At 55.5% G+C, this 25,361-nt stretch carries 24 protein-coding genes and 2 tRNA genes; 12 read left to right on the top strand and 14 right to left on the bottom strand.

Annotation, left to right across the window (positions count from 1 at the left end; genetic code table 11):
* Positions 1 to 647 precede the first annotated feature (647 nt).
* From BM029_RS23585 to BM029_RS23575, 3 genes are read right to left on the bottom strand one after another with little or no spacing between them, the layout of a single operon-like run.
* Positions 648 to 1,805, bottom strand: a complete 1,158-nt coding sequence (locus BM029_RS23585; RefSeq protein WP_092440254.1) for an HlyD/EmrA/EmrK family protein — start codon at positions 1,803 to 1,805, stop codon at positions 648 to 650.
* 15 nt (positions 1,806 to 1,820) lie between these two features.
* On the bottom strand, positions 1,821 to 3,302 hold the full coding sequence (locus tag BM029_RS23580; protein ID WP_244545195.1) for an efflux transporter outer membrane subunit: 1,482 nt from the start codon (positions 3,300 to 3,302) through the stop codon (positions 1,821 to 1,823).
* A gap of 55 nt (positions 3,303 to 3,357) precedes the next feature.
* The gene (locus BM029_RS23575) at positions 3,358 to 4,920 is read right to left on the bottom strand and encodes a DHA2 family efflux MFS transporter permease subunit (RefSeq protein WP_092440252.1); all 1,563 of its coding nucleotides are present in this window, start codon (positions 4,918 to 4,920) and stop codon (positions 3,358 to 3,360) included.
* Positions 4,921 to 5,229: 309 nt separating this feature from the next.
* Between BM029_RS23575 and BM029_RS23570 the strand changes: the two genes are divergently transcribed.
* A complete protein-coding gene (locus tag BM029_RS23570; protein ID WP_092440258.1) occupies positions 5,230 to 5,685 on the top strand; it encodes a MarR family winged helix-turn-helix transcriptional regulator in 456 nt (151 codons plus the stop codon).
* Between the two features lie 409 nt (positions 5,686 to 6,094).
* Here the strand turns inward: BM029_RS23570 and BM029_RS23560 are convergent.
* Positions 6,095 to 6,171: transfer RNA gene (locus BM029_RS23560), tRNA-Met, on the bottom strand.
* Positions 6,172 to 6,256: 85 nt separating this feature from the next.
* A tRNA-Met gene (locus BM029_RS23555) sits at positions 6,257 to 6,333 on the bottom strand.
* Positions 6,334 to 6,580: 247 nt separating this feature from the next.
* Here BM029_RS23555 and BM029_RS23550 point away from each other — a divergent pair.
* The 4 genes from BM029_RS23550 to BM029_RS23535 all read left to right on the top strand — a co-directional run bounded on the left by BM029_RS23550 (position 6,581) and on the right by BM029_RS23535 (position 10,006).
* On the top strand, positions 6,581 to 7,165 hold the full coding sequence (locus BM029_RS23550; protein ID WP_092440248.1) for an NUDIX hydrolase: 585 nt from the start codon (positions 6,581 to 6,583) through the stop codon (positions 7,163 to 7,165).
* Between the two features lie 18 nt (positions 7,166 to 7,183).
* Positions 7,184 to 7,912 carry a leucyl/phenylalanyl-tRNA--protein transferase gene (aat, locus tag BM029_RS23545; RefSeq protein WP_092440246.1) on the top strand — a complete coding sequence of 243 codons (729 nt, stop codon included), beginning with the start codon at positions 7,184 to 7,186 and terminating at the stop codon, positions 7,910 to 7,912.
* Positions 7,913 to 8,144: 232 nt separating this feature from the next.
* Positions 8,145 to 8,870 (top strand): arginyltransferase, encoded by a 726-nt coding sequence (locus tag BM029_RS23540; RefSeq protein WP_092440244.1) that lies wholly within the window; start codon positions 8,145 to 8,147, stop codon positions 8,868 to 8,870.
* A gap of 92 nt (positions 8,871 to 8,962) precedes the next feature.
* Entirely contained in the window at positions 8,963 to 10,006 is a 1,044-nt protein-coding gene (locus BM029_RS23535) for a quinone-dependent dihydroorotate dehydrogenase (RefSeq protein ID WP_092440242.1), read from the top strand.
* Positions 10,007 to 10,335: 329 nt separating this feature from the next.
* On the opposite strand, the gene BM029_RS23530 is transcribed toward BM029_RS23535, so the two are convergent.
* On the bottom strand, positions 10,336 to 11,556 hold the full coding sequence (locus BM029_RS23530) for a DUF4382 domain-containing protein (protein ID WP_092440240.1): 1,221 nt from the start codon (positions 11,554 to 11,556) through the stop codon (positions 10,336 to 10,338).
* 138 nt (positions 11,557 to 11,694) lie between these two features.
* Entirely contained in the window at positions 11,695 to 11,862 is a 168-nt protein-coding gene (locus BM029_RS26000) for a hypothetical protein (RefSeq protein WP_170851206.1), read from the bottom strand.
* A 361-nt stretch (positions 11,863 to 12,223) separates the two neighbouring features.
* On the opposite strand from BM029_RS26000, the gene BM029_RS23525 reads away from it, so the two are divergent.
* Complete coding sequence (locus BM029_RS23525; RefSeq protein WP_211482529.1) at positions 12,224 to 12,508, top strand: hypothetical protein; 285 nt, start codon at positions 12,224 to 12,226, stop codon at positions 12,506 to 12,508.
* A gap of 427 nt (positions 12,509 to 12,935) precedes the next feature.
* Here BM029_RS23525 and BM029_RS23520 read toward each other — a convergent pair whose 3' ends face one another.
* The 5 genes from BM029_RS23520 to cysT all read right to left on the bottom strand — a co-directional run bounded on the left by BM029_RS23520 (position 12,936) and on the right by cysT (position 18,489).
* Entirely contained in the window at positions 12,936 to 14,150 is a 1,215-nt protein-coding gene (locus tag BM029_RS23520) for an NYN domain-containing protein (RefSeq protein WP_092440238.1), read from the bottom strand.
* Between the two features lie 400 nt (positions 14,151 to 14,550).
* Complete coding sequence (locus BM029_RS23515) at positions 14,551 to 15,543, bottom strand: CysB family HTH-type transcriptional regulator (protein WP_092440236.1); 993 nt, start codon at positions 15,541 to 15,543, stop codon at positions 14,551 to 14,553.
* A gap of 10 nt (positions 15,544 to 15,553) precedes the next feature.
* Complete coding sequence (locus BM029_RS23510) at positions 15,554 to 16,645, bottom strand: sulfate/molybdate ABC transporter ATP-binding protein (protein WP_092440234.1); 1,092 nt, start codon at positions 16,643 to 16,645, stop codon at positions 15,554 to 15,556.
* The gene (cysW, locus tag BM029_RS23505) at positions 16,642 to 17,523 is read right to left on the bottom strand and encodes a sulfate ABC transporter permease subunit CysW (protein WP_092440256.1); all 882 of its coding nucleotides are present in this window, start codon (positions 17,521 to 17,523) and stop codon (positions 16,642 to 16,644) included. The genes BM029_RS23510 and cysW overlap by 4 nt, the downstream gene beginning before the upstream one ends.
* Positions 17,524 to 17,613: 90 nt before the next feature.
* Entirely contained in the window at positions 17,614 to 18,489 is an 876-nt protein-coding gene (gene cysT, locus BM029_RS23500) for a sulfate ABC transporter permease subunit CysT (RefSeq protein WP_092440232.1), read from the bottom strand.
* Between the two features lie 384 nt (positions 18,490 to 18,873).
* Between cysT and BM029_RS23495 the strand changes: the two genes are divergently transcribed.
* From BM029_RS23495 to BM029_RS23475, 5 genes are all read left to right on the top strand, one after another.
* Complete coding sequence (locus tag BM029_RS23495) at positions 18,874 to 19,197, top strand: hypothetical protein (protein ID WP_092440230.1); 324 nt, start codon at positions 18,874 to 18,876, stop codon at positions 19,195 to 19,197.
* A 51-nt stretch (positions 19,198 to 19,248) separates the two neighbouring features.
* Complete coding sequence (locus BM029_RS23490; protein WP_092440228.1) at positions 19,249 to 19,530, top strand: hypothetical protein; 282 nt, start codon at positions 19,249 to 19,251, stop codon at positions 19,528 to 19,530.
* Positions 19,531 to 19,620: 90 nt separating this feature from the next.
* Positions 19,621 to 20,949 carry a sensor histidine kinase gene (locus tag BM029_RS23485; RefSeq protein WP_092440226.1) on the top strand — a complete coding sequence of 443 codons (1,329 nt, stop codon included), beginning with the start codon at positions 19,621 to 19,623 and terminating at the stop codon, positions 20,947 to 20,949.
* A gap of 43 nt (positions 20,950 to 20,992) precedes the next feature.
* Positions 20,993 to 21,718: a head GIN domain-containing protein gene (locus BM029_RS23480; RefSeq protein WP_170851205.1), complete on the top strand. Its 726-nt coding sequence runs from the start codon at positions 20,993 to 20,995 to the stop codon at positions 21,716 to 21,718.
* Between the two features lie 23 nt (positions 21,719 to 21,741).
* The gene (locus BM029_RS23475) at positions 21,742 to 22,494 is read left to right on the top strand and encodes a LytR/AlgR family response regulator transcription factor (RefSeq protein ID WP_092440222.1); all 753 of its coding nucleotides are present in this window, start codon (positions 21,742 to 21,744) and stop codon (positions 22,492 to 22,494) included.
* A gap of 32 nt (positions 22,495 to 22,526) precedes the next feature.
* Here BM029_RS23475 and BM029_RS23470 read toward each other — a convergent pair whose 3' ends face one another.
* Together BM029_RS23470 and BM029_RS23465 are read right to left on the bottom strand one after the other, a co-directional pair.
* Positions 22,527 to 23,222 carry a GntR family transcriptional regulator gene (locus BM029_RS23470; RefSeq protein ID WP_092440220.1) on the bottom strand — a complete coding sequence of 232 codons (696 nt, stop codon included), beginning with the start codon at positions 23,220 to 23,222 and terminating at the stop codon, positions 22,527 to 22,529.
* A gap of 143 nt (positions 23,223 to 23,365) precedes the next feature.
* Positions 23,366 to 24,694, bottom strand: a complete 1,329-nt coding sequence (locus BM029_RS23465; protein ID WP_092440218.1) for a C4-dicarboxylate transporter DctA — start codon at positions 24,692 to 24,694, stop codon at positions 23,366 to 23,368.
* A gap of 257 nt (positions 24,695 to 24,951) precedes the next feature.
* Between BM029_RS23465 and BM029_RS23460 the strand changes: the two genes are divergently transcribed.
* The coding region (locus BM029_RS23460) for an aromatic amino acid lyase (RefSeq protein ID WP_139217330.1) at positions 24,952 to 25,361 on the top strand (410 nt) is incomplete at its 3' end.

Below are 25,361 nucleotides of genomic sequence, written 5' to 3'. Positions count from 1 at the left end.
TATTGCCCAGTAGGCGATCGCAGCGTTTGATACGATGACGTATCGGTGTGGCACTGTCCAAATGCCGGCTCAAGCCCATCAAACTTAACCCACCTTGTAGCGCTGCCTGAACCAACGCAGCCACGCTTTGTGCCCGTTTGGCGTGAACACCAGGACACCTTTCTTCCAACAATTTCTGTATGATTCTTCTTGCATGCATGAGTGCTCTTTCTCTGTCGCAGTTTGGTCGCTACGTAGGAGAAAGTTAACAGCTCATGCATGCAACTGACAATTCAAAATCATTAGCCCTTTGATTTTTATCGATTATTTGAGGGGAAGGGTCAGACTCTGACCCTATTTAACTAATTTCGGCCGAAAAAAGCGACCAGTCCACTTATCAAAAAAGCAGCCTGCCAAATTTCAATAAAAACCAATATAAACAATACCTTATTGACATATCGATCGCACCAAAACAAGACCAAAAATTTATAACGAACGGCGCATGCATTCAGCGCTGGACTATCAATCACCTAACCAATTCGAGGTACAACACACTCTGCCAGCGGCTTAGATTCTCAAGTAACCTTGGTCCAGCCCGTGGGGTCCACATTGAGAAGCGCTACGTTAAAAAGCCCCGTTCATGTTTGAACGGGGCTTTTTTTCAACTCTTACCCGGCCAGGTTTTTCCTGATGATTATGTCGGCCGCCGATTCCGCTTCCGGCACCGGCTGGCTTAGCGTCTGCGTAGAATACACAGGTGCTGCAGGCATGGGCGCCCCTAGCATCGGGCCATCCGCATGACTGATATCTACCGTGACGATAGTCGACAGGCCCACTCGCAACGGGTGCTTCGCCAGTTCTTTGGCGTCGAGCGAAATCCTCACCGGCACCCGTTGCACCACCTTGATCCAGTTGCCGCTCGCATTTTGCGCAGGCAGCAGCGAGAAGGCACTACCGGTACCCGCCGACAAACCCAGCACCTTGCCATGGTAAACCACCTTGCTGCCATAGACGTCCGCTTCTATGCTGGCGTTCTGGCCGACCCGGATATCCCTGAGTTCGGATTCCTTGAAATTGGCATCCACCCAAAGCTGATCGAGCGGCACGATGGACATCATGGCGGTGCCCGGAGTTACCCTGTTGCCGACCTGGACGCTGCGTTTTGCCACATAACCCGTCACCGGCGCCAGAATCGCATTGCGCCGCACGGCAAGCCATGCCTGCACAAAGTCGGCCTTCGCCGCCAGCACATTGGGATGCTGTTCCATGCTGACGCCGGCAATGCCGGCACGGTTGGCATCCGCCTGTTTAACTGCAACCTGGAGTGACGCCTTGGCGTTTTCCACGGCTTGCCTGGCGTGCGCAATGTCTTCACCGGATACGGCATGGTCAGCCGCCAGTGGCAAGCGGCGCGCCAGGTCGTCGCTGGCATCGCGCAACACCAGCTTGCGCTGCTCTATGGTTGCATCGTATTGGGCGACATTCGAGTAGCGCTCGCGTAACTGCCGTACCGTCGTGCCCAAGCGCGCGCCGGCCTGGCTCAGCGCAACGTCGGCATCGATCGGATCAAGCTTGATCAGTTCCGCACCGGCTTGTACCATCTGGGTTTCATCGGCGCGGATTTCCTGTACATTGCCAGACACTTGCGAAGAAAGATTGACCAGGTTGCCGCCAACATAGGCGTTGTCGGTATCCACCTCTTTCGATAACACCAACATGTAATAAATTGCACAGGCGACCCCGATCAGGATGAACACCAGGGTCATGCCCAGCAACACGAGCTTGCGTTTGCCGGAATTTGGTAGGTCTTGAGTAGCTGTCGTCATTGCGATTAGTCCGTTTTATTTTGAGATCTGGGTAAGTGACGCGTGTGGATCTGCGCTGTCCACGCTGTCCATCCGATAACCGCCACCCAAGGCTTTGATCAGCGACACCTCTGCCTGCAACTGCTGGTTATGCAACTGCAGGCTTTCATCTTCTTGCCTTGACAAAGACAACGTAGCGTTCAGCAACGCGTTACGATCTGTCAGTCCCTGCCTGAATTTTGCCTGCGCGGTTTTCAGCAGATCCCGGCTGGTCCGCATCACCTCGTCCTGGCGCCCGATCTGGCTCTGTATGCCGCGCACGCTGATAGCTTGTTGCGCGACATCGCGCACCGCATTAAACACGCTCTGGTTGTAGTCTGCGATCAGTCCGTTGCGTTCGGAACGAGAAGATTCCAGACGCGCATCCAGCCGCTTGCTGTCAAATAGCGGCAACAACAAGGTCGGCCCTACGAACAGGGTACGGCTGGCCGCACTCAGGAAATTACTCATTGAAATCGAATCCAGCCCGGCCGAAGCGCTCAGGTTGATGTCAGGATAAAATGCTGCTTGCGCCGCTTCGATCCGGTTCAGCGACGCTTCCACGCGCCAGTGCGCAGCCTGCAAATCGGGCCGGCGCGCCAGCAGCTCCATGCCCAATCTGTCTGGTAGTGCGTGCGGAATATCTGTCAGCTTCTGCGGCTTCAAGTCGGCCAGCGCGTTGCTGTCGCCGGCCACCAGGGCGCGCAGCGCTTCACGCTCGATGGAGGTCTGTGCCGCAAGTTGCGCGGCTTGCTTGTTGAGTGAACTGAGCTCGCTCTCCGCCATGCGTTGCTGGTCTATCGCTGCAAGCCCGTGCGCAACACGTTTGGTGGCGTCCGCGACGATGTCGCTTTGCGTGGCGATGCTCTGCCGCAGATTTTCCAGCCGCGCCCAGCCGCCTTGCAGATTAAAATAACTTTGCGCCGTCGCGGCGGCCAGTATCTGCTCCGCTTGCGCATAGTCGGCCCGTTGCGCATTCACGTCGCCCAGTGCAGCGGCAATCTGCGCCCGATGTTTGCCCCACCAGTCAAAGTCGTAACTGGCTTGTACCTGCACGGTCGTCTCAGTGAAATAAGCACCGCCTATCGGCGCCGGGAACAAGCCATTACTGGAATAACGCTGGCGATTTCTTTGTGCATTCAAATTCACGTTCGCCCCCTTGTCGGCACGGTTGAACGCCAGCGTGGTGCGCGCCGAATCGATACGGGCGGCGGCAATTTCCAGTGTCGGGCTGCTCGCCAGCGCCTGGGCGATCAGGCGATTGAGCTGCGGATCACCGTAACGGGTCCACCATTGTTTGCTCGGCCAGCCTTCGTTGACCAGCTTGATGTCCGACGCCAACTGCACCTTTGCCAGATCCTGCTGCGGATAGGTATTGCGGTCAAGCGGAACTGTGGCGCAAGCTGCAACGCCCAGGGCAATCGCCAGGGACAAAGCGAGCGGTTTTAATGTCGATGGTTTTAATATAGATATATGCACGGTGAAATCTTCTCTGCTTTGAGGGCTGCTTCGTTTTATTTGCCAGGTCATGCCATTAGTCCATTGCCGCATGATCCATTGCCACCGGCATGCTGGCCTTTGGCGGACGAATCAGCAGCAACAGTGGAATCACCATCAAGGTCATGATCAGCATCAGCCAGAAATCGTTGACATAAGCGATCATCGACGCTTGCCTGGTGACCTCGCCGTTGATCACTTCCAGGCCGGATTGCGTCGCCAGGTTGTAAGTCGAAGCCACCATGGCATCCTGGTAAGCGGGGCTGGTGCCGGAAATTTTTTCCACCAGCGACGAATGCGCGATTTGCGTATTCCGCACCAACAAGGTCTGCACCAGCGCGATCCCGATGCTGCTGCCTATATTGCGGATCAGGCTGTAGATAGCAGTGCCTTCGGCGCGCATTTCCGGTGTCAGCGTGGCAAACGTCGCCGCGCTCAAAGGCACGAACACCAGGCCCAGGCCAACTCCCTGGATCACGCCCGGCCAGACGATATCGCTGGGTGACAGCACCAGCGTATAGCGCGACATCTGCCACAACGAGAATGCAGTAACCGAAAACCCGATCGCCAGCAGCACCCGGAGATCCACCTTGCCCACCAGCCGCCCCACTACCAGCATCGCCATCATGGTGCCGAAGCCGCTCGGCGCCGTCACCAGGCCAGCGATCCTCGCCGGATAACCCATCAGGCTTTGCAGCATCGACGGCGTCAGCGCACGCGTGGCGAACAGCACCAGGCCGACGATGAAGATGAACAACAAGCCGGTCACATAGTTGGAATTCTTCAGCAACCGGTAGTCGAAGAACGATTTTCCGGCAGGCCTTAGCGCAGTGTGGGCCAGAAAATAGGAAAAGCTCATGGTCAGCACAATCGCTTCGATCCATGTCTCGCGCGACGAAAACCAATCGTTCTGTTCGCCACGGTCAAGCAGCATTTGCAAGGCGCCGATGGCGATGCTGAGCGTAGCGAAGCCGAACATGTCAAAGTTCATGCGGCGCGCAGCGGTGGTGGAACGTATGTATTTCAAGATGCCGTAAAAGGCCAGCGAGCCGATAGGTACATTAATAAAGAACACCCAGCGCCAGTTATAGCTATCGGTCAGCCAGCCGCCCAGGGTCGGGCCGAGGATCGGGCCTATCATCACGCCCATGCCCCACACCGCCATGGCCGAGCCGTGCTTTTCACGCGGATTGATATCCAGCAGCACCGCCTGCGACAGCGGCACCAGCGCGGCGCCGAACACTCCCTGCAGCAGCCGGGCGCCGACGATCTGCGCCAGCGACATGGAGACACCGCACGCCATCGAAGCGATGGTGAAGCCGGCAATGGAAACCAGGAAAACGTTTTTTTGACCGAAGCGATCACACAGCCAGCCGGTAAGCGGTGTAGTGATTGCCGCCGCCACGATGTAGGAGGTCAGCACCCAGGTAATCTGGTCCTGCGATGCGGACAAGCTTCCCTGCATATGCGGCAGGGCCACGTTGGCGATGGTGCCGTCCAACGCCTGGATGATAGTCGCCAGCATGATGAAAATCGTGATCATGGGGCGATTGATGGCGGTATCGGGACCTGGTGCAGCGCCGGGTGCAGCGCTGCTCATCGCCGTGCCCCCACTACTGCATCCGGCGCTTCCGGCATATCAGTGGCATTGTGCAATTTACACAGAGCCGGAATGAAGCATTCTTCCATGATTAGCAATTTCAATCCTGATAATAATATAGCTAATCATTAGCTATCTAAGTAAAATTGTAGTATGCTTTTTATTGGAAAACAAGCTCTTTGAGATTTCTTTTGGGTAACCCGGATTTGCTTGAGGCCGAGGCCAGGCGCGATCCGATCCATGGATAGCGCGCAAGTGCATTCTGCTAGACTACCCAACATTAAACAGGCAACCAAAAATCAGATGGCTTTGAATTCGAATACCCTTGAAGAACAATTTTCCGGCGCCTTGCACAACACCGCGCGTGCCTGGAGGCTGGCGGTCGACCGGCGGCTGAAATATCTTGGCCTGAGCCAGGCTAGCTGGACCGCCGTTGCGATGCTGGCCAAAGCGGACGAGCCGCTGTCGCAGATCGAGCTGGCGAACCGGCTCGGGATTGAAGCGGCGACGATGGTGTCAACCATTGATCGCCTGGTAAAAGCGGAACTGGCGGTGCGCGAACAGTCGCCGCGTGACCGGCGCGTCAAGCTGGTGGTGCTGACCAAGACCGGCAACCAGCTGTATGGCAAGGTAATGATCGAGGCGGATGCTGTCCGCAAAGAGTTGCTGGGTAACGTAGACAAGCAGCAGTTATTGGCTGCCATCAAATTGCTGGAGCACTTGCAAGCCGTTGCGGAAGCGGTTGCCTCTGACGCCAAGGGTTAACGTTTTTCCGAAGGGCTAGAGCAAGCCGGAGAAACCAAGGCTTAGACAGATCTGCAGCCAATTTACTCAGCAGGATCGCTATCAAATATGCCATCAATGCCAGTTCGGATTGGTAGTTTTTTTGCAACACCGCTTTGGCACACAGCCGGCGCCAAAGCGGTGAAAAACAGTCAACCGAAAAGACCGACCTTACCCAGACGATAGTCACGCGTGAACGCACAAAGTTGCATTTTCAGCAGGAAGATCCACGACCAGTTATCAGCAACGCGACTTATTTGGATGAAACGCAAGATGGCGGGACCGCGCAGCGTTGCATTCACTGATGAATCGAACCAGATCAGAAAAACAAAAAGCCCCAAGTGCGTTGCACTTGGGGCTTTTTGAGCAAGAATAATTTCTTATTCTGCGTTGGTTGCGGGGGCAGGATTTGAACCTACGACCTTCGGGTTATGAGCCCGACGAGCTGCCAGACTGCTCCACCCCGCGTCTGAATATAAAAAGCCTTAAGCGTTTTCCACTTAAGGCCTGATGCGTAAGAATAGCGTTTTACTGCTAGCCTTCTTACTGTAACTGGTTGCGGGGGCAGGATTTGAACCTACGACCTTCGGGTTATGAGCCCGACGAGCTGCCAGACTGCTCCACCCCGCGTCTGAAGAATGAAAGTATATAGTGTATTGCAGTGCAATGCAACCAATATGGACAATTGGATTAAGAGCGGCCATAACGATTGGGCGATGCTAAACTCCCAAACTACCCGGTTGTCCTGAACTATGCTGAGATATTCCAGTTCGACACGATCGGGAATTTGTTTCTCGCCTGTCTAAATTACCCGTTTAAACAGCACGTTTAAATTGCCTATGTTTAAATTGCCTATTAATACTATCTATCGCTGCCTATGAAATTTTGTTCCGAGTGTGCGCATCCCGTCACCCTGCAGATTCCTCCGGACGACAACCGCATGCGTTATGTCTGCAGCAACTGCGGCAGCATTCACTATCAAAATCCGAAAATGGTGGTTGGCTCTGTCCCGGTATGGGAACGGGATGGCGAACTGCGCGTGCTGCTGTGCAAACGTGCCATCGAACCGCAATACGGTTACTGGACGCTGCCGGCCGGCTTCATGGAAAACGGTGAAACCACCGACGATGCGGCGCGCCGCGAAACTCTGGAAGAAGCTGGCGCACGGGTCGAACTGCATGAGCTTTTTTCGCTGCTGAACGTACCGCATGTACATCAGGTGCATCTGTTCTATCGCGCCACCCTGCTGGATCTGGATTACGCAGCCGGTATTGAAAGCCTGGAAGTGGGTTTGTTCACCGAAGCCGAGATCCCATGGGATGAAATCGCCTTCCCTACCGTCGAAATCACCCTGCGCTCATTCTTTGCCGACATCAAGAAAATCCGTCAGGAAGATGGTCATTTCAGCTTGCACACGCAAGCTATTTTCAAACCGATGCGCGCTGGCTTAGCGCCTAAGTAAAACACCAGCGGAGCCGCGATGATCCCCTGGCTTGAACTGGACAGCCCGTTTCCCGATATCTCCAAAGCACTGACCGAAGAGGACGGTGCCGCCGGCCTGCTGGCGGCCGGTGGCGATCTGTCGCCGCGACGCCTGCTGGATGCTTATCGGCATGGCATCTTCCCCTGGTTTTCCGAGAACCAGCCGATTCTCTGGTGGAGTACCGATCCACGCATGGTGCTGAAGACGGAACAATTCGCGGTGTCGGCCAGTTTGCGCAAAACCTTGCGCAAGGTGCATCGCAGCATTGCCACAGACCGGCGCTGGCAGATCCGCTTCGACTTCGCCTTCGAGCAAGTGATGCGCGAATGCGCGGCGCCGCGCCGCGATGGCGCCGGCACCTGGATCTCGGAAGACATTGTTTCCGGCTACCGCGCCCTGCACCGGCTCGGTTACGCGCACTCGGCCGAAGTATGGCTGGACGGCAAGCTGGTGGGCGGCGCGTATGGAGTCAGCATCGGCCAGATGTTCTATGGCGAATCGATGTTTACCCGGGTCAGCGACGCTTCCAAGATCGCCCTGGCTTACCTGGTGTACTTCCTGCGCCAGCATGGCGTGACAATGATCGATTGCCAGCAACAGACTGATCACCTGGCTTCGCTTGGCGCCCAGCCGATAAGCCGCAGCGAGTTTCTGCTGCACCTGAAGCAAGCCATCGCCCACCCGCAAATCCACAACTGGCGGCCGGTGCCTTTGTTTGCTGATTAAGACTCTTATGCAAACCGGAATGTAGGGTGGGCACGCCATTGTGCCCACGCGTGACCGCGATAACCGGAGTACAGACCCCCGCGGCACAGAAATGGGCGCATGTGCGCGGAGTCAATTCACGCGTGGGCACGATGTGCCCACCCTACGCGGTCCTTGTTCTGCGATTAAAGCTCTTATGCAAACCGGAATTACAGTGTAAATTATCAGTTATATGTCATTAGCCGGAACGCACATGACGCACTTAAAAGATCTGCCCTTTTCGACCCTGCAGTTTTACGCCACCGCGCCCTATCCATGTAGTTACCTGGATCATCGCCAGGCGCGTTCGCAGGTGGCGACGCCGTCGCATCTGATCAACGCCGATGTCTATTCCGAACTGGTGAAGAACGGTTTCCGGCGCAGCGGCATTTTTACCTATCGGCCGTATTGCGATGGTTGCCAGGCTTGCACGCCGGTGCGGACGCTGGTGGCATCGTTCCAGCCGAATCGCAGCCAGCGCCGTGCCTGGGAACGGCACAGCCATCTGACCACACTGGTCACCAACCTGGCATATGTGCATGAACATTACGACCTGTACCTGCGCTACCAGACTGCGCGCCACAGCGGCGGCGGCATGGACCAGGATAGCCGCGACCAGTACGCCCAGTTTCTGCTGCAGAGCAAGGTAAATACCCGCCTGGTCGAATTCCGGGATACTGACGGCACCTTGCGCATGGTGAGCATTATCGACGTGCTGAACGATGGTTTGTCGTCGGTGTACACCTTTTATGATCCTGACGTGCCGGGCGCCTCTTACGGCACCTACAACGTATTGTGGCAAATCGGCCAGGCAAGGCAGCTCGGCATGCCCTACGTTTATCTTGGCTACTGGATAAAAGAAAGTCCGAAAATGGCTTATAAAATCAACTTCCAGCCGCTTGAAGCACTGCGGCAAGGGGAGTGGAGTGCGCTAAAATAGCCACCGCAGTTTTTGCTGCGCCTGTTTTCGATTGTTTCATTGACTGCTTCATCCTGATTGCGTCATCTTTATACCTTATATAGCAGCCTACCGTGCCAGCCAAACTTCTGTACGCCTTCGCCCGCCCCGCCCTGTTCTCACTCGATCCGGAATCCGCCCACAATCTGACCCTGCCGGCACTGCGCCGGGCCGCTGCACTGGGGCTCACTTCGCTGTTAGGCAAGACGCCGGCCGATCCGCGCACGGTGATGGGCATCACTTTCCCCAATCCGGTCGGCCTGGCAGCCGGCCTGGACAAGGACGGCGCCTATATCGACGGCCTGGCGGCGCTCGGCTTCGGCTCGATTGAAGTCGGCACGGTGACGCCGCGGGCGCAACCCGGCAATCCCAAGCCGCGCATGTTCCGCCTGCCAGCCGCCAACGCCATCATCAATCGCATGGGTTTCAATAATGGCGGCGTCGACGCCTTTGTCGCCAATGTCCAGGCTTCCAGGTTTTACCAGGAGCGGCAAGGTGTGCTGGGACTGAATATCGGCAAGAATGCCGATACCCCGATCGAGCGCGCCGCTGAAGACTATCTGCACTGCCTGCAAAAAGTCTATCCCTACGCCAGCTACGTTACTGTCAACATTTCCTCGCCCAACACCAAGAACCTGCGCCAGTTACAAGGCGCATCGGAACTCGACGCCCTGCTGTCGCAGCTCAAGCAAGCGCAGCAAAAGCTGGCTGACCAGCATAAGCGTTATGTCCCTATCGCGTTGAAAATTGCACCGGATATCGATGCGGAACAAATCAAGACCATCGCCGACGCCTTGCTGCGGCATAAGATAGATGGCGTAATCGCCACCAATACCACCATCAGCCGCGACGCCGTCAGGGGCCTGCAACATGAGAATGAAGCCGGCGGTTTGTCCGGTGCGCCGGTATTGGCGTTATCCACCAGCGTTGTACGGCAGTTGCACGGCGAGCTGGGCGATGCGCTGCCTATCATCGGCGTCGGCGGGATTTTCAGCGGCGCCGATGCGCAATCCAAAATAGCCGCAGGAGCGTCACTGGTGCAACTATATAGCGGCCTGATTTATCGTGGCCCGGCGTTAGTGCGTGAATGTGCAGCGGCGCTGCGTCAGAAAAGCTAAGGCAAGTTGCGGGCGCGGATGCAAATTGACCGCTGCGCCGGTTCTGACTGAGCTACTGTACCTGTCCACGCTGATATATCCTGATGGCGTTGACCTCACTGCTCATGAATGACCAACCAATGCATGTTGCGACCAGCAGCACACGACCCGTTGCAGACATTCACTCAACCGAATACCGGACGTTCAACGATATCCGCATCGCACGACGAGCTCATTACGCGTGACTTAAGGAGGGCTGAAGTGAACCCCAACGACTGGAATTGACAATAATCGGTTTGTACAAACAGCGCGCACTTTTCAGGAGTGCGCGCCGGGTTCCTCGGAAATGATTACGGTGTCAGCGTGAAGTTGATAGCGGACTGGCTAGTCGTCGTGACGTTTACCGAGAGATTTGATTGAGTTACATAACCAACCGCCGAGGCTTCAACTACATACTTGCCAGTGCCGGGAGTGGTGTTTGACTGCGTTGCAAACATGATCGGTAACGCAACAGTATATTGACCAAGCTGCGGCGCCACTGCGGGCAGGTTTGATAACGTATATGCGCCACTGACCACATCAGCGCCCTGGTATTTAACCGTCACCGTTGGGCCGGCCGAGAAGCTTTGCTTGGCCGCTGCATAGGCAACTGCCGTTGTGCTGACCGGATTTAATGTTATCGTGCCGCTGATGGCGTTTGGCGGCGTGGCCGCTAATTGCAAATCGATCGGCGTGCTATTGCTGCTGACCACGACGGTGCTGGTGGTGCTGGCAACCGGCACGGTAGCAATGACGGCTGTTGCACGGTTGTTCGCAGTGATCACGACGTCATAGTTGCCCGGCACAAGGCGTGCGAGGAAAAATTCTCCGGTTGTGGCGTTCGGCACCGTGGAACGCACTACCGTACCATTCTGCTGCGCCGACACCGCGACGTTGCTATTCAATAAAGCAGGGTTGATGAAACCGTCGATGCCATTCACAACCGTGGGAATCACACTAATCACCGGCTTCAACCCGTATTTTCCATTTCCCTTGGTCACAACGGATTTGCAGGCGTCGAAATCAAGTACCAGATCCGTACGTTGTCCAGACGCGACGTCGAATTCGTTAATCAGCTTGATGCCGCTTTGTACCGCACTTGGCGTATCGAGTGAAATTTCCGTGCTTGTACCGGATGGGATCACCGAGTTGGCTAGGCCGGTTCCGGTGTTTGGATCAAGCACCAGGCGCAACTGCGTATAGTGACCCACCGCCAAAGGTATCTGGCCCAAGTCTTCCAGAACGCCGTTGGTCAGGTTAAGAAGATTGATTTTGCGCGCAGGGCTGAGCGTAATATCCGTCCAGCCGGCATCGTTTTCGTTGGCAGTTGCGCTTTGATTCACCCGCACTTTGTCAACGGTGACATTGACTGCATCAAATCCACAGGACGGCGCATCGGTCAGCGCTACGCCCAAGGTCCCGGTCGCCGGGGCACCGCCGCCGCCGCCGCCACCGCCACCGCCGCAGGCCGCTAGTAATATCACAGTCGACATTGCGCCCGATAAGCATAGAGTACGTGCAGGATTTTTCATGATATCTCCTTATTATTAATGGATGCTGGATAGGTAGCGCATTAAGCACAGCCCGTAACGTAGTTAGCTCCCCAAAATCTTCCGAGGTCGTGACGACCGCCCTCAGCTCCCGGCCGAGCGATCATCCTTATCGGGTATTTAGCAGTTACCTTTCTTGGCTTGCCCTGGCGGGCAGAATCCATTACCGGGGCCGCCTTGTCCGCGGCCTTCCGGCGCTACTATGACACCAGGGAAATCCGGCCCGTAGACAGCACAACCCTGTAAGGAAAATGCGACAAAGCAGAGCAACGCAAAATTTTTTTTCATGTTTTTTTCCTGTGCTTGACTAATCAATTTTTTATGAGCACGCGCCCATCCCGGCAGATTGATTAGTGCGGTTGTCGATATTTGTAATCAGTTTGTATTAATACACAATGATTTACAAATCCTATGTTTCTGTAATGCGAATTGCATGACGACTATGACATGCAGCGAAGTATATTGTTCCATACGGCAAAGTGTAGCGTGGAAACAATTTGATACATCTAATACACTTAATACGTCCACCCCACGTTGAATTTGAGCGCTAATGAAGCTGTAGTACCGGCGAAATAAGCATGCCTGATGCTGTTTTCCGCTTATTCGTAGGCATCTGCAAGACGACTCAACTTCATCAAAGAGGAAAATCATGTTTAAAAATGCATGCATTATCGGTGCCGCTATTCTTTTGAGCACGGCTAGCGTCGCCACCTTTGCTCGCGCTGGAGGTGGTGGAGGGGGAGGTAGTGGGCATTTCGGCAGCACGTCTTCACAGCACATCAGTAGTGAAGGGCTGAAAAACACGAATGGGATTAATGCGGTTGACCGCGACAAGGGATTGCAGCGTTCAGCAGACCGCGAAAGCCAAAAGGGTTTAACTCACAAAACAGCGCATAAGGGAAAAACACATACACACGGCAAAGCGCATCAATAAAAATTTGAGTTGTAGTTTTGTCGCTTGAGATTATTAGAGGTAAACAAGCGACTTGCACAATCGCGGGATCCGTTCAGCGATAACAACTAGTAACGTTCTCCATCAAATTATCGGGAGATGGCATTTTGTCACATTTGGAAAGATAGTGATCTTGAAATCCAATCAAATGCTGCCCCCTAGAGGCTACTTGATAATTGAGCAGGAATGATCTGAGGCATGGTGTTGGCTGTATGTGACAGTTGCAGATACTTGAAGGCCCACGTAACTGCGGGCTTTTTTGTGGGTAGCATTGAAGACTATGAAGCGCAAGTTTGAAGGACCGCAATTGACCGCGTGCGGTCCTTCAATCGTAGACACCAGAATATGCAGCAAGCGGAGTAGCGGTATCACCGCTACCCTAGAAATACAAAATCGCAGCCGTCCTTCATCAAGCATCGTCCGGCTTCACTTCAGATTTACGCGGGCGCCGGCTACGTGCGGCGGGCTTGCGAGCCGTTTTTACCGTGTTATCCGGAGCTTCTTCCTGTGGCAGAACCGGCGCTTCGACAGCTGCCGGCGTTTCCAGCGCTGTATTGGCGCCGTGCGAGACAGTTTGTGCAACAACTTGCGGCGCAGCCGCTGCGACTTTCTTTTCAGCCGGCTTGCGGCCTCCACGCCCTTTGCGGCGGGTTTCCGGTTTGACGCCGTTATCTTCAGCCGCCGCTGCTACCGTCGGGGAAACTGCTGTGGCTTCGCTTACTTCCGGCAGCGGCAACGACGGTGGCGCCGGCTGTTCCGCTGCGACTTCGCTGGCAATCGTGCTGCCGCTATTGCCATTAGTGCCGCTACTACGATATACGTATGTCCCCGATTTCTCGTCACGGCCGAATTCGAGCAGGCCGCGTGCCTGGGCTTCTTCCAGCAAATTGCCGAAGGCACGGAAACCGTAGTATGACTCGCTGAAGTCGGGCTTGCGGCGTTTGATCGCCTCTTTCAACACGGATGCCCAAATCTTGCCGCTGTCGCCGCGTTCGGACACTAACGCATCGAAAGTCTCAACGGCCATGTCGATCGCCTGGTTCTTGCGCGCGTCCAACTCTGCCTTGCGGCGCTTTTCTTCATCGGGCGAACGTTTGGCAGCCGGCTGCGCTTCCCGCGTACCGCGCTTTGCGGCCGTGCGCCGGCTCTCACGCACCAGGTCGTCATAAAAAATAAATTCGTCGCAGTTGGCAACCAGCAGGTCCGAAGTCGATTGCTTGACGCCGACGCCGATCACTTGCTTGGCGTTCTCGCGCAATTTGGAAACCAGCGGCGAGAAGTCGGAGTCGCCGCTGATGATGACGAAGGTATTGACGTGCGATTTCATGTAGCAAAGATCGAGTGCATCCACCACCAGGCGAATGTCAGCCGAATTCTTGCCGGACTGGCGCACATGCGGAATTTCGATCAGCTCGAAATTGGCCTCGTGCATGGTGGCCTTGAACTCTTTGTAACGCTCCCAGTCGCAGTAAGCCTTCTTGACGACGATGCTGCCCTTCAGCAGGAGGCGCTCCAGCACCGGCTTGATGTCGAACTTCTCGTATTTTGCATCACGCACGCCGAGCGCGACGTTTTCGAAGTCGCAGAACACTGCCATGCTGAGGTTTTCCGGGGATGAGGCCATAAATTTATTGTTTTCCAATGAGTGGCTGGGCTTGACGCGCTGAGCCTGACGGGCTGAGCTTGAAAATCATGCGCTACAGCGGACATCCAAGCCATCGATTATAGCCAACAATGCGGGGCCTATGAGATGCCGCAAGCGGCTGGCACGCGGCTTGAGTTACCCACAGAAATTGTGAGTAGCCCTGTGGATAACTACCCTGCTAATTCACTAAGCTATTGATTTAATGACTTTTTCCGACAGTGGTACAGAAACGCGCAAAGAAAAAGCCCGCTGACCTTGCGGTAGCGGGCTAAATCCGAATCCGGGGAGGATCGGAGGAGACAAACGAAATCGTAGCGCCCGAATGTGACAACGCCGTGACTCGGGCGCGCCGTAACCGGGTTTAGAGGGTGCGCTCGATTCAGGCGATTTTCAAGATGCGCGGCTCAAAATCAGCCTTGTGCACCGTGTTGCTGCCAGCGCCATGCGGCTCTGCCTGCAAAGCTTCAACGATATCCTCACGTTTCAGCTGCGGTGCGAATTGCAAGATGAAGTCATACGTGTAAGAACGCAGGTAAGCCCCGCGCCGCACTGCCAGCCGGGTCACATTGGATGCCAGCAGATGCGATACCGATATCGAACGCAAGCCATTCTGGCGGCTATGTTCTGTAGCCATCGAGGCCACCAGCCCGACGCCCAGGCCGAGCGATACGTATTGCTGGATGACGTCGGAATCCATCGCCGTCAATACGATATCGGGCGAGATGCCGGCCTTGCTGAAGGCAGCGTCGATATGGCCGCGGCCGGTAAAACCGACATCGTAGGTAATCAACGGATACGCCGCCAGATCGTCCAGGCTGATCGGCCCGTTGATTTCCAGCAAAGGATGATTCTCCGGCACTACCAGCACGTGGCTCCATTCATAGCACGGAAAGGAAATCAATTCCTTGAACTGGGTCAGACCCTCGGTGGCGATACCGACGTCGGCCTTGCCCGATATCACCCAGTCGGCAATATGTTCCGGCGAGCTTTGTTGCAAGGCGATGCGGACATCGGGAAAGCTGGCGCGGAAACCTTGCACCACGCGCGGCAAGGCATAGCGCGCCTGCGTATGAGTGGCCGCGACGGTCAAGGTGCCGCTGGTTTCGCCCGAATACTCCTGGCTGGCCTGGCGCAGGTTCTCCGCTTCCTGCAGCAGCCTTTCGACGATCTTCAAAATCCCTTTTCCGGGATCGGTCAAGCCGATCAGGCGCTTACCGTTGCGGATGAAAATATCGACGCCGAGTTCTTCTTCCAGCTCGCGAATCTGGCGGCTGACTCCAGGCTGCGAGGTAAACAAGACATTCGCTACTTCAGTCAGATTGAAACCGCAGCGCGCTGCTTCGCGGATCGAGCGTAATTGTTGGAAATTCATATTTTTCTCCTTACTGTGTAGCTTGTTGTGTAGCCTGATCGTCGACGAACACTTGCAGGCGGCGCGGCCGCACCACCAAGGTTTCGCCGTCTTTCAAATTGAGCTGCCTGAAGCGCTCGCTGGAGATGACCGCTTCGATCAGACCGGCATCGGCGCCATCGCTGCGTTCCAGTTCCAGCTGTGCCAGCGGCCCGATTGCGTGGGCCCGCCGCAGTTGCACCACGATTCCTTCGGCGCCGCTGGTGTAGCGATCGATGTCGAGGTCATGCGGCCGCACATAGCCGATACCTTTCGCATCTTGCGCCGCGGCGTGTTCGGGTACGTCGAAAGTGGCGCCGCCGGTATCCAGCACGCCCTCGTGCACACGGCCGTGGAACAGGTTGACGTTGCCAAGGAAGCCGTAGACGAATGGCGATGCAGGGTTTTCATAGACTTGCTGCGGTGCGCCCACCTGCTCGACATTACCCTTGTTCATCAAGACGATCTGGTCCGCCACTTCCAGCGCTTCTTCTTGATCGTGGGTCACGAAAATACTGGTGACGTGCAACTCGTCATGCAGACGCCGCAGCCAGCGCCGCAATTCCTTGCGCACCTTTGCATCCAGCGCACCGAACGGCTCATCCAGCAGCAGCACGCGCGGCTCCACCGCCAGTGCTCGCGCTAGTGCAATGCGCTGGCGCTGGCCACCGGACAATTGCGGCGGATAACGATCGGCCAGCCAATCCAGTTGCACCAGTTCCAGCAAGCTGGTCACTTTTTCACGAATCGCGCTTTCACTGGGACGCTGGGCGCGTGGCTTGACGCGCAGGCCGAAGGCGATGTTTTCAAACACGGTCATATGTTTGAACAAGGCATAGTGCTGGAACACGAAGCCGACCTGGCGTTCACGTACATGGCGCGACGAGGCATCTTCGCCTTCCAGCAAGACCTGGCCGCTATCCTGCGCTTCGAGACCGGCGATGATGCGCAACAAGGTGGTCTTGCCACAGCCGGATGGTCCCAGCAACGCGGTCAGTTCTCCTGTCGGAAATTCCAGCGACACATTATTCAGTGCGACAAACTCACCGAAGCGCTTGTTGATGTTGCTTACCTGGATACTCATGCCTGCTCCTGTCCTGTCTGATGCCCCGCGTTATGCGGCAGCACCGTCTCTCGCAAACGCCATTCGATGAACGATTTCAACGCCAAGGTCAGCAGCGCCAGAAACGCCAGCAGCGACGCCACGGCAAACGCTGCCTGGAAGTTGTATTCGTTGTACAGAATCTCTACCTGCAACGGAATCGTGTTGGTCTCGCCGCGAATATGGCCGGACACTACCGACACCGCCCCGAACTCGCCCATGGCGCGGGCGTTACACAAGATCACGCCATACAGCAGGCCCCATTTAATATTCGGCAAAGTCACGTGGCGGAAAGTCTTCCAGCCGGAAGCGCCCAGCACCAGGGCGGCCTCTTCTTCTTCGCTACCCTGCGCCTGCATCAACGGGATCAGCTCACGTGCTACAAAGGGGAAAGTCACAAACACCGTCGCCAGCACAATGCCCGGCACCGCAAACAGGATCTTGATATCGTGCTCGCGCAGCCACGGGCCGAACCAGCCTTGAGCGCCGAACAACAACACATAAATCAGGCCGGATATCACCGGCGATACCGAGAACGGCAGATCGATCAAAGTCAGCAAGATGTTCTTGCCACGGAATTCAAACTTGGCGATTGTCCACGCCGCAGCGACCCCGAACACCAAGTTGAGCGGCACCGCAATCGCGGCGGTCAGCAAGGTCAGCTTGATGGCGCTGATTGCATCCGGCTCGATGATTGCCGCCAGATAGGCTTCCCAGCCCTTCTTGAACGCTTCGGCAAATACCGACAGCAGCGGCACCACCAGGAACAGCGCGAGGAACAACAGCGCCACCGTCATTAACAGGGTGCGTACCCACAACGGCTCCAGGGTGGCATTTGGCACATGGATCGGCTCATGAATCGCCTCACCCCTAGCCTGCGGCCTGGCAACCGGTGTTGCAGCCGCGGTAGTCGAATTGAAATTACTGGCAGTAGCGCTCAAGTCCGACTCCTATACTTTGACCGACTGGCCGCGTTTGCGGGTCCAGGCTTGCAATACGTTGATCGCCAGCAGCAACAGGAACGACACGGTCAACATCACCACTGCAATCGCGGTCGCTCCGGCGTAGTCGTACTGCTCCAGCTTGGTAACAATGAACAAAGGAGTGATTTCCGACACCATCGGCATATTGCCGGCGATGAAGATGACCGAGCCGTACTCGCCGGTAGCGCGGGCAAAGGACAACGCGAAACCGGTCAATAACGCAGGAAATACAGTCGGGAAAATCACCCGGGTAAAAGTCTGCCAATGATTAGCGCCCAAACTGGCGGCGGCTTCTTCCAGCTCTTTCTCGGCATCTTCCAGCACCGGCTGCACGGTACGCACCACAAACGGCAAGCCGATGAAAGTCAGCGCTACCAATATGCCTAGCGGTGTAAAAGCGACCTTGATGCCCAGCGGTTCCAGATACTGGCCGATCCAGCCGTTGCTTGAATACAGCGCGGTCAAGGCGATGCCAGCCACCGCCGTCGGCAGTGCGAACGGCAGGTCAACCAGAGCGTCGATCAATTTTTTGCCGGGAAACTGGTAACGCACCAGAACCCAGGCCACGATGCCGCCGAAAAATGCATTTAGCAGCGCCGCCAGCAATGAAGTGCCGAAAGTCAGGCGGTAAGACGCCATCACCCGCGGCGACGTGACAGCGGCGATGAAACCGTCCCAGCTCAACGTGAAGGTTTTGAGAAACACTGCCGATAAGGGGATCAGTACGATCAGGGCCAGATAAAACAGCGTGAATCCCAGCGACAGGCGAAACCCCGGCATCACGCGAAACGGCGTGGCGGGCTTGCTTGCAAGGCTTTGATTGGTAAGCGCGGCGGCGATCATACATCGTCCTCTTATTACAAATACGGCTAAAGAGCGAAGATAATCTCACCGGTTTGTTATAAAGAGAACGAACTTTTTAGCATGTACATAGAATGAATTTGCATAAGAGAAATAGTTAATTTCCAGCTTGGCATGCATTTTATTTATCTTTTAGGCAATTAATAGTGTGGTTCAACGACACTAAAAAGCCCCCGTCCCCGCGTCGACTCCCTATCGTTTCGTCAAGAGCCTGCTAAATCCGCTGCATTCCAGGTGCGCTTTTTTGTATTCTGTTCCGCCATTTCTGCAGATTGTCGCAAGCAGCTGGCGACTTGCCCTGCCCCTCCCTAAAGTGACGACATGCAACAACGTCAGCCACCTGCAAATCACTTAACGGAGAACAAAATGAACACAGCACGCACAGCACTGATCGCCATCCTGTCCATCGCTACTCTGGCTGGCAGCATCGCCCCGGCACAAGCAGCACCACAGCAAACTGAAATTTCCACACTGCCGACCATCACCATTATCGGCAAACGTCCAAGCCATCCAGAGTTCCTGCAAACCGTGACGATCGTCGCCAAACGCCTGAACCCGCAAGAAAAGCTGGCCCTTGCACAACAGGACGGCTACCTGGCTACGATCACCGTCGTCGGCAAGCGTCTGAACCGGGAACAAAAATCGGTCCTGGCACAGCAGGAAGCCAGCCACAAGAAAGCCGTCATCTAAGCCGCCAACTTGATAGCTGTTTCGTCGCAGTTCCAAACCAGGAGATTGCAAATGAACACCGTATCCAGATTATTGGTCGCCACCACGCTGTTAGCGGCCCTGAGCACGAGTTTTACACCAGCCATGGCAGCTGCACCGGCTAAAAAAGCTGCCGCACAGTCTGAAGATATTCCGCTGCTGATGCCACCCATCGTGATTATCGGCAAACGCATGACACCGGAGGAAAAAATCGCTTTTACTCAGCAACAGCAGCAACAGCGGGCACAAGCCATGAAGAAAGTAGCACGTAAGAAAACCGAGCAAACCGGCTCGCAGGCGCTCAGCGCTCTTTGATGCTTTATAGCAAAACGGTCAGACTGCTGCGCCCGTTCCGTTTAAAATGACGACAACTTTTCGAGTTGCCGCACAACTGATCCCTACTCTATGAATCCTGATTCGCTCACCACATTCAAGAAAAATGCCGCGATCACCTCGACCTATTTGTCGCGCGGATTCGACAAAGTTGCAAGCTGGGTCACGCAGCTTTCGTGGTGGAAGTTCTTGTTGTTTGCAGTGCTGATGCTGGCAGCTGCCGGGATTTTGCAGGAAACGCTGTTTTCTTCTGACGAACTCGTCATCGAGAAAGTCAGCAAACATAAAGGCAACACCTCAAAATCGGCTAAGGCCGGCCATGGCAAAACCGATATCCGGATTGACGACACCGGCGTTCATATCAATACCGGCACTTATACCTATGATGGCGACGATGCCGCGAGTGCCGCGGTGATGCCGGCGCCTCCGGCACCTCCTGCTGCACCAGCCGCACCAGATGCGCCGCCTGCACCACCAGCCGAGTCTGCCCCCAACAATAATGCCGCCAGCCTGCACTTGAGCCTGCCGCCGGACGCTACCCAGGATGTCAACCAGGCAATCAATGACGCGATTGCCGCTATCCATGAAGCTGCCGCCGAAAAAGCCGAGCAGCAGGTTGCCCGCTACCAGAAAAAATCTTCTGAATGGTTCGTGAATTTTGTACTGTTGCTGCTGATCGGCTTGTTCGGCACCAAGGCTCTGATGGGCGGCAAGAAACGAGCTGAAGCGCGTGCCCAGGCTGCCAACGCTGCCGCCGAGCACGCCAACCTGCAACGCGAAGTATCGGAAGCCAAGATGCAGATGATCCAGGCCCAGGTTGAACCGCATTTCCTGTTCAATACGCTGGCGTCGGTTGAATACCTGATCGAAACCGATCCGCCACGTGCATCTGCCATGCAAAAACGCCTGATCCAGTACTTGCGTGCGGTATTGCCGCAAATGCGGGAAACCGCCACCGTCACCACGCTGGGCCGCGAAGTCGACATCGTGCGGGCTTACCTGGATTTGTTGAAAATGCGTATGGAAGAACGCCTGAATGTCGACCTGCAAGTGTCCGACGGCTTACGTAGCGCAGCCTTCCCGCCGATGATGCTGCAATCGCTGGTGGAAAACGCTATCAAGCACGGCCTGGAGCGCAAGGCGGAAGGTGGTTACTTGCGTATCAAGGCAGAAGTAGCCGACAATCAGTTGCGTGTCAGCGTCACTGACGATGGCCTCGGTTTTGGCGCCTTCCCCAGCAATGGCACGGGCCTGGGATTGCAAAGTATCCGCGACCGCCTGAAACTGCTGCACGGTAACGCCGCACAACTGGAGATAGCGCCCAACAGTCCGAGCGGCGTATGTTCAACCATTGAAGTGCCATATCAAGTAGTCGGTGCAAGCAAAGCCAAGCCTGTGTGAATCCATTATTCAGGCTAGTTTTACAAGTAAGAGGAAAATGGTTATGAAATCGATCTCGCGTTTTGCGCTTATCTTTACAATCGCTACCGCAGCGTTGGTCCCCCTGCTCGCTCTCAGCAGCAGCTCCAGCATGGCTGCCGAAGTAGTCAGAGTCGAGCGCCAGGTAGGTAGTTTCCAGCAACTGGAAGTCGCGGACGCTGTGAACGTGTATTTAACCCAGGGTCCGGTAAAACCAGCCGTGATCGAAGCAGAAGCCAACCTGGTTCCGCTAGTCGAGCTGGAAATCAGCGGTTCAGTGTTGAAAGTCCATCTGAAACGCAATTCGTCTTTCAGCAGCCGTCACGATATCAATGTTTATCTGAGCACGCCGGATGTAAACGCTTTGAGCATCTACGGCTCCGGCGATCTCAAGGTAGTCGGTAAATTGAGTTCTAAAGACAGCATCAAGATGGCCATATCCGGCTCTGGCAGTCTCAGCGGAGAATTGAACACGCCCACGGTCGCCGCCTCTATCGCCGGCGCCGGTGACATCAAGGTCAAAGGCAAGACACGCGATCTGAAGGTATCGATTGCCGGTAGCGGCGATTATGACGGCTTTGGTTTGCTCGCTGAAAACACCAGCGTGTCGATCGTCGGCAGCGGCGATGCGCATGTCTACGCCAGCAAGAATCTCGAGGTCTCAACCGCCGGCTCCGGCGACGTCTCATATAGCGGCGACCCGCAAGTGCGCTCCAGCATCATGGGTTCCGGATCGGTCAAAAAACGCTGAATCTCCTGTTAGAATAGTTGCCTATGCCTACTGCTATCATTGCCGATGACGAACGCTTGATGCGCGACCAGATCCGCTTGCGCCTGAGCCAGGCGTGGCCGGAGCTGGAAATCCTCGGCGAAGCGAAAAACGGTGATGAAGCCATCGAGCTGGTCGACCAGCTGCAACCCGACTTCACCTTCCTCGACATCCGCATGCCAGGCAAAACCGGACTACAGGCGGCGCAGGAAATCGGCGGCAAAAGCCACATCGTTTTTATTACCGCCTATGACGAATACGCCATTGAAGCGTTCGAGCGCGGCGCAGTCGATTACATTCTGAAACCGGCCGAGGCCGAGCGCCTGGGCCTGACCGTCACCCGCCTCAAGGCCCGGCTCAGCTCGACGCCGACCGACATGGGTTCGATGCTGACCCAGCTCGCCAAGCAAATGGGGATCGCCACCAAACCGGTTTATCTGCAATGGATACAGGCCAGCATCGGCCAGCAGCTGCGGCTGATTCCAGTGCAAGAGATCCTGTTTTTCCGTTCCGACGAAAAATACACCAGCGTCCAGACCTCCACCTATGAAGCGTTGATCCGCAAACCGGTGCGCGACCTGGCAGAAGAACTGGATCCCGACCTGTTCTGGCAAATCCACCGCGCCACCCTGGTCAATGTCAATGCCATCGACGGCATTACCCGCGACATGCGCGGTCGCCATCAGGTGCTGATAAAGGGACACACAGAAAAACTGGAAGTGAGCCGCAGCTTTATCCATTTGTTTAAACAGATGTAAGCGCCGACCGGGCGCTCTTCGGTACCACTACACTAAGCCAGCAACGCCTTGACGAAATCCTTCTTGCCGCCAGGCGGCGGTATCTCGAATTGCAAGGCAGACTCCACGTGATGCAGATGGTGCGCCATCAATTGCACTGCCTTTTCCGTATCCCCGGCCTTCGCAGCCTTCAGGAATTCGACGTGCTCGTCCGATGAACATGTCGCATCCCTGGTGGACTGGTACAACATGGTAATCAGCGAACTGCGGCCGGCCAGTTTGGTCAGTACATCGGTCAAGACCTGATTGCCCACGGTGCGGGCCAGCAGAATGTGAAAATCGCTCAGCAGTTTGGAGCGGATTTGCGGATTTTCCTTGGACAGCGCTTCGCGTTCCTCCTGCAAGTGCTGCTCAAGCATTTGATAATCGGCGGCGCCGGCCTTGGCTACGAATTCGCGCACCAGCGCAGCTTCCAGCACACGTCGTACGAAGAATATCTGGCGCGCCTCTTCCTCAGTCGGCCGGCTCACAAACGCCCCTTTGTCGGGCACCAGATCGATCAATTTGTCTTTCGCCAGCATCACCAACGCCGCCCGGATCTTGGTGCGGCTCACGGAATACAGGCGCGCGAGGGCCTCTTCCCGCAATTTGGTGCCGGGTGGCAGGCGCTGCTCGGCAATCGCGGTCGTGATATCGGCCGCTATATCGTCAGAACTGTCGGCGCCAGATGGGCTGGAAGACAGGCTCATGTTATCGATTTCCTTGAAGCTGGGTTCTAAAGTTCAAAATTGTACTTGCAAATGGGGCGCCTTCAAAAAATAAGAATGGGTTGCCAAGGTTGCGCCCGACCGTAAATAGCGTCTGGCGCACCTGTTTTCTGCCTGTCTTCTATTTACAGCGACCTGCCCTCAGCCGCTATCTGCAGGTTAGCTGCGTCAAGATCTTCTCCCAACGCAGGTGGACGTTCGCCGTTCAAGACTGCATGCGCTCGTACCTTATCGATATCTTTTTCCCACACCGCCACCACCACGGTCGCCACGCAGTTACCCAGCAGATTACCCAGCGCCCGCGCGATGCCCATGAACCAGTCGACCGACAGCACCAGCACCAACCCCACCACCGGAATCGCAGGGATGGCCGACAAGGTGGCCGCCAGAATCACAATTGCCGAGCCCGGCACGCCATGGGCGCCCTTGGAAGTAATCAAGGCTACCGCCAGAATTGCCAGCAAATCAGTCAGCGCCAGCGGCGTATTGGTGGCTTGCGCGATGAACACGGCGGCCAGGGTCAGGTAGATCGAGAAAGCATCGAGGTTGAACGAATAACCGGTCGGGATCACCAGGCCGACAGTGGAATCCTTGATGCCCATGTATTCCAGCTTGCACATGATCTGCGGCAGCACGCTGTCAGATGACGCGGTCGCCAGCACCACCAGCAGCTCCGCTCGCAGGTATTTGATCAGCTTGAAGATACTGAAACCGGCGAGCCGCAGGATGGTGCCCAATATCGCAAAGACGAAAATCACCACCGCAAAGAAGTACAGAAGCACCAGGAAACTCAGCTGTTGCAACGAGCCGACGCCATATTTACCGACCGTGAACGCAATCGCCCCGAACACGCCGAGCGGCGCCAGCCTGATGATGAAAGACATGCATTTGAAAAAAGCATCCGACATGCTGTGCACGATGGTGATGATGGGTGCCGCTTTTTCACCGATCAGCGACAAGGCCGAACCGAAAATGATCGAAAACAGCAGCACCTGCAGTACGTCGCCAGAGGTAAACGCGCTAACCACGGTATTCGGGATGATTTTCATCACGAAGTCGGAAAAGCTGCTGCCTCTTACCTTATTGGCGGTTTCCACATAACTGGACAAGGCACTGGCGTCCAAGCTGTCGGGATTGATGTTCATGCCGACGCCAGGATGGAATACAAAAGCCAACAGCAGCCCCAGCACCAGGGCCAGCGTAGTCACCACTTCAAAGTAGATCAGCGCCTTCAAGCCGACCCGGCCGACTTTTTTCAGCTCGCCGGCGCCGTAAATGCCATGTACCACTACACAGAACACGATCATCGGGATGATCATCTTGACCAGCTTGATAAAACCGTCGCCCAGAGGCTTCAGGCTTTCTCCGAATTTCGGGAACAACACCCCGACTGCAATTCCCATGACAAGTGCTATGAGCACCTGGCCAAACAGTGATTTATAAAAGCGCCGCACGTTCGTCTCCTAATGTTTTGTTTGGTTTATACCAATTTATAAGTCTGGAATCGCCCCGATTCAAGCTTGGAAAAGCGGCGCCCCGGATTCAATATAATGCATTCACTTATTGTATGCAATAATTGAATTCAAGAGTATTATTCAAAAAAACCAAGAAAAACAGGAAAACCCAGGAAAACCCGTAGTCGACATTTGGCTCGGCAAGAACACGGATTTATTTTGTATCCCTATTTTGTATTTCTACTTTGGATGTGAACATGACCAATACCACCATCAACATTGACGGCTTTAGCCTTTCTGCGCAGCAAGTAGTCGACGTCGCCCGTGCGCCGCATCTGCCTGTGACCCTGGCTGACTCCTCACGCGCCGCCCTGAAAGAAAGCCGCGATTACATCGAATCGACCTGGATGCACGATGAAGCACCGATGATGTACAGCTTCAACACCGGCGTCGGCTTGTTGAAAGACACCCGCATCAAGGTCGAACATATCGAGTTGTTCCAGACCCAGCTGATCAAGGCACATTGCGCCGGTATCGGTGAGCCGTTCTCGGAAGAAGTCAGCCGCGCCACGATGCTGTTGCGCGCCAATGCGTTTGCCAGCAACTATTCAGCGCCACGGGTCGAAGTAGTCGACCGCCTGCTGGCTTTCCTGAATGCCGGGATCCA

The sequence above is a fragment of the Collimonas sp. OK607 genome, from assembly GCF_900111995.1.
GTDB lineage: Bacteria > Pseudomonadota > Gammaproteobacteria > Burkholderiales > Burkholderiaceae_D > Collimonas.
The sequence above is the reverse complement of the archived record's forward strand: the minus strand, read 5'-3'. Positions and strand labels throughout refer to the sequence as shown.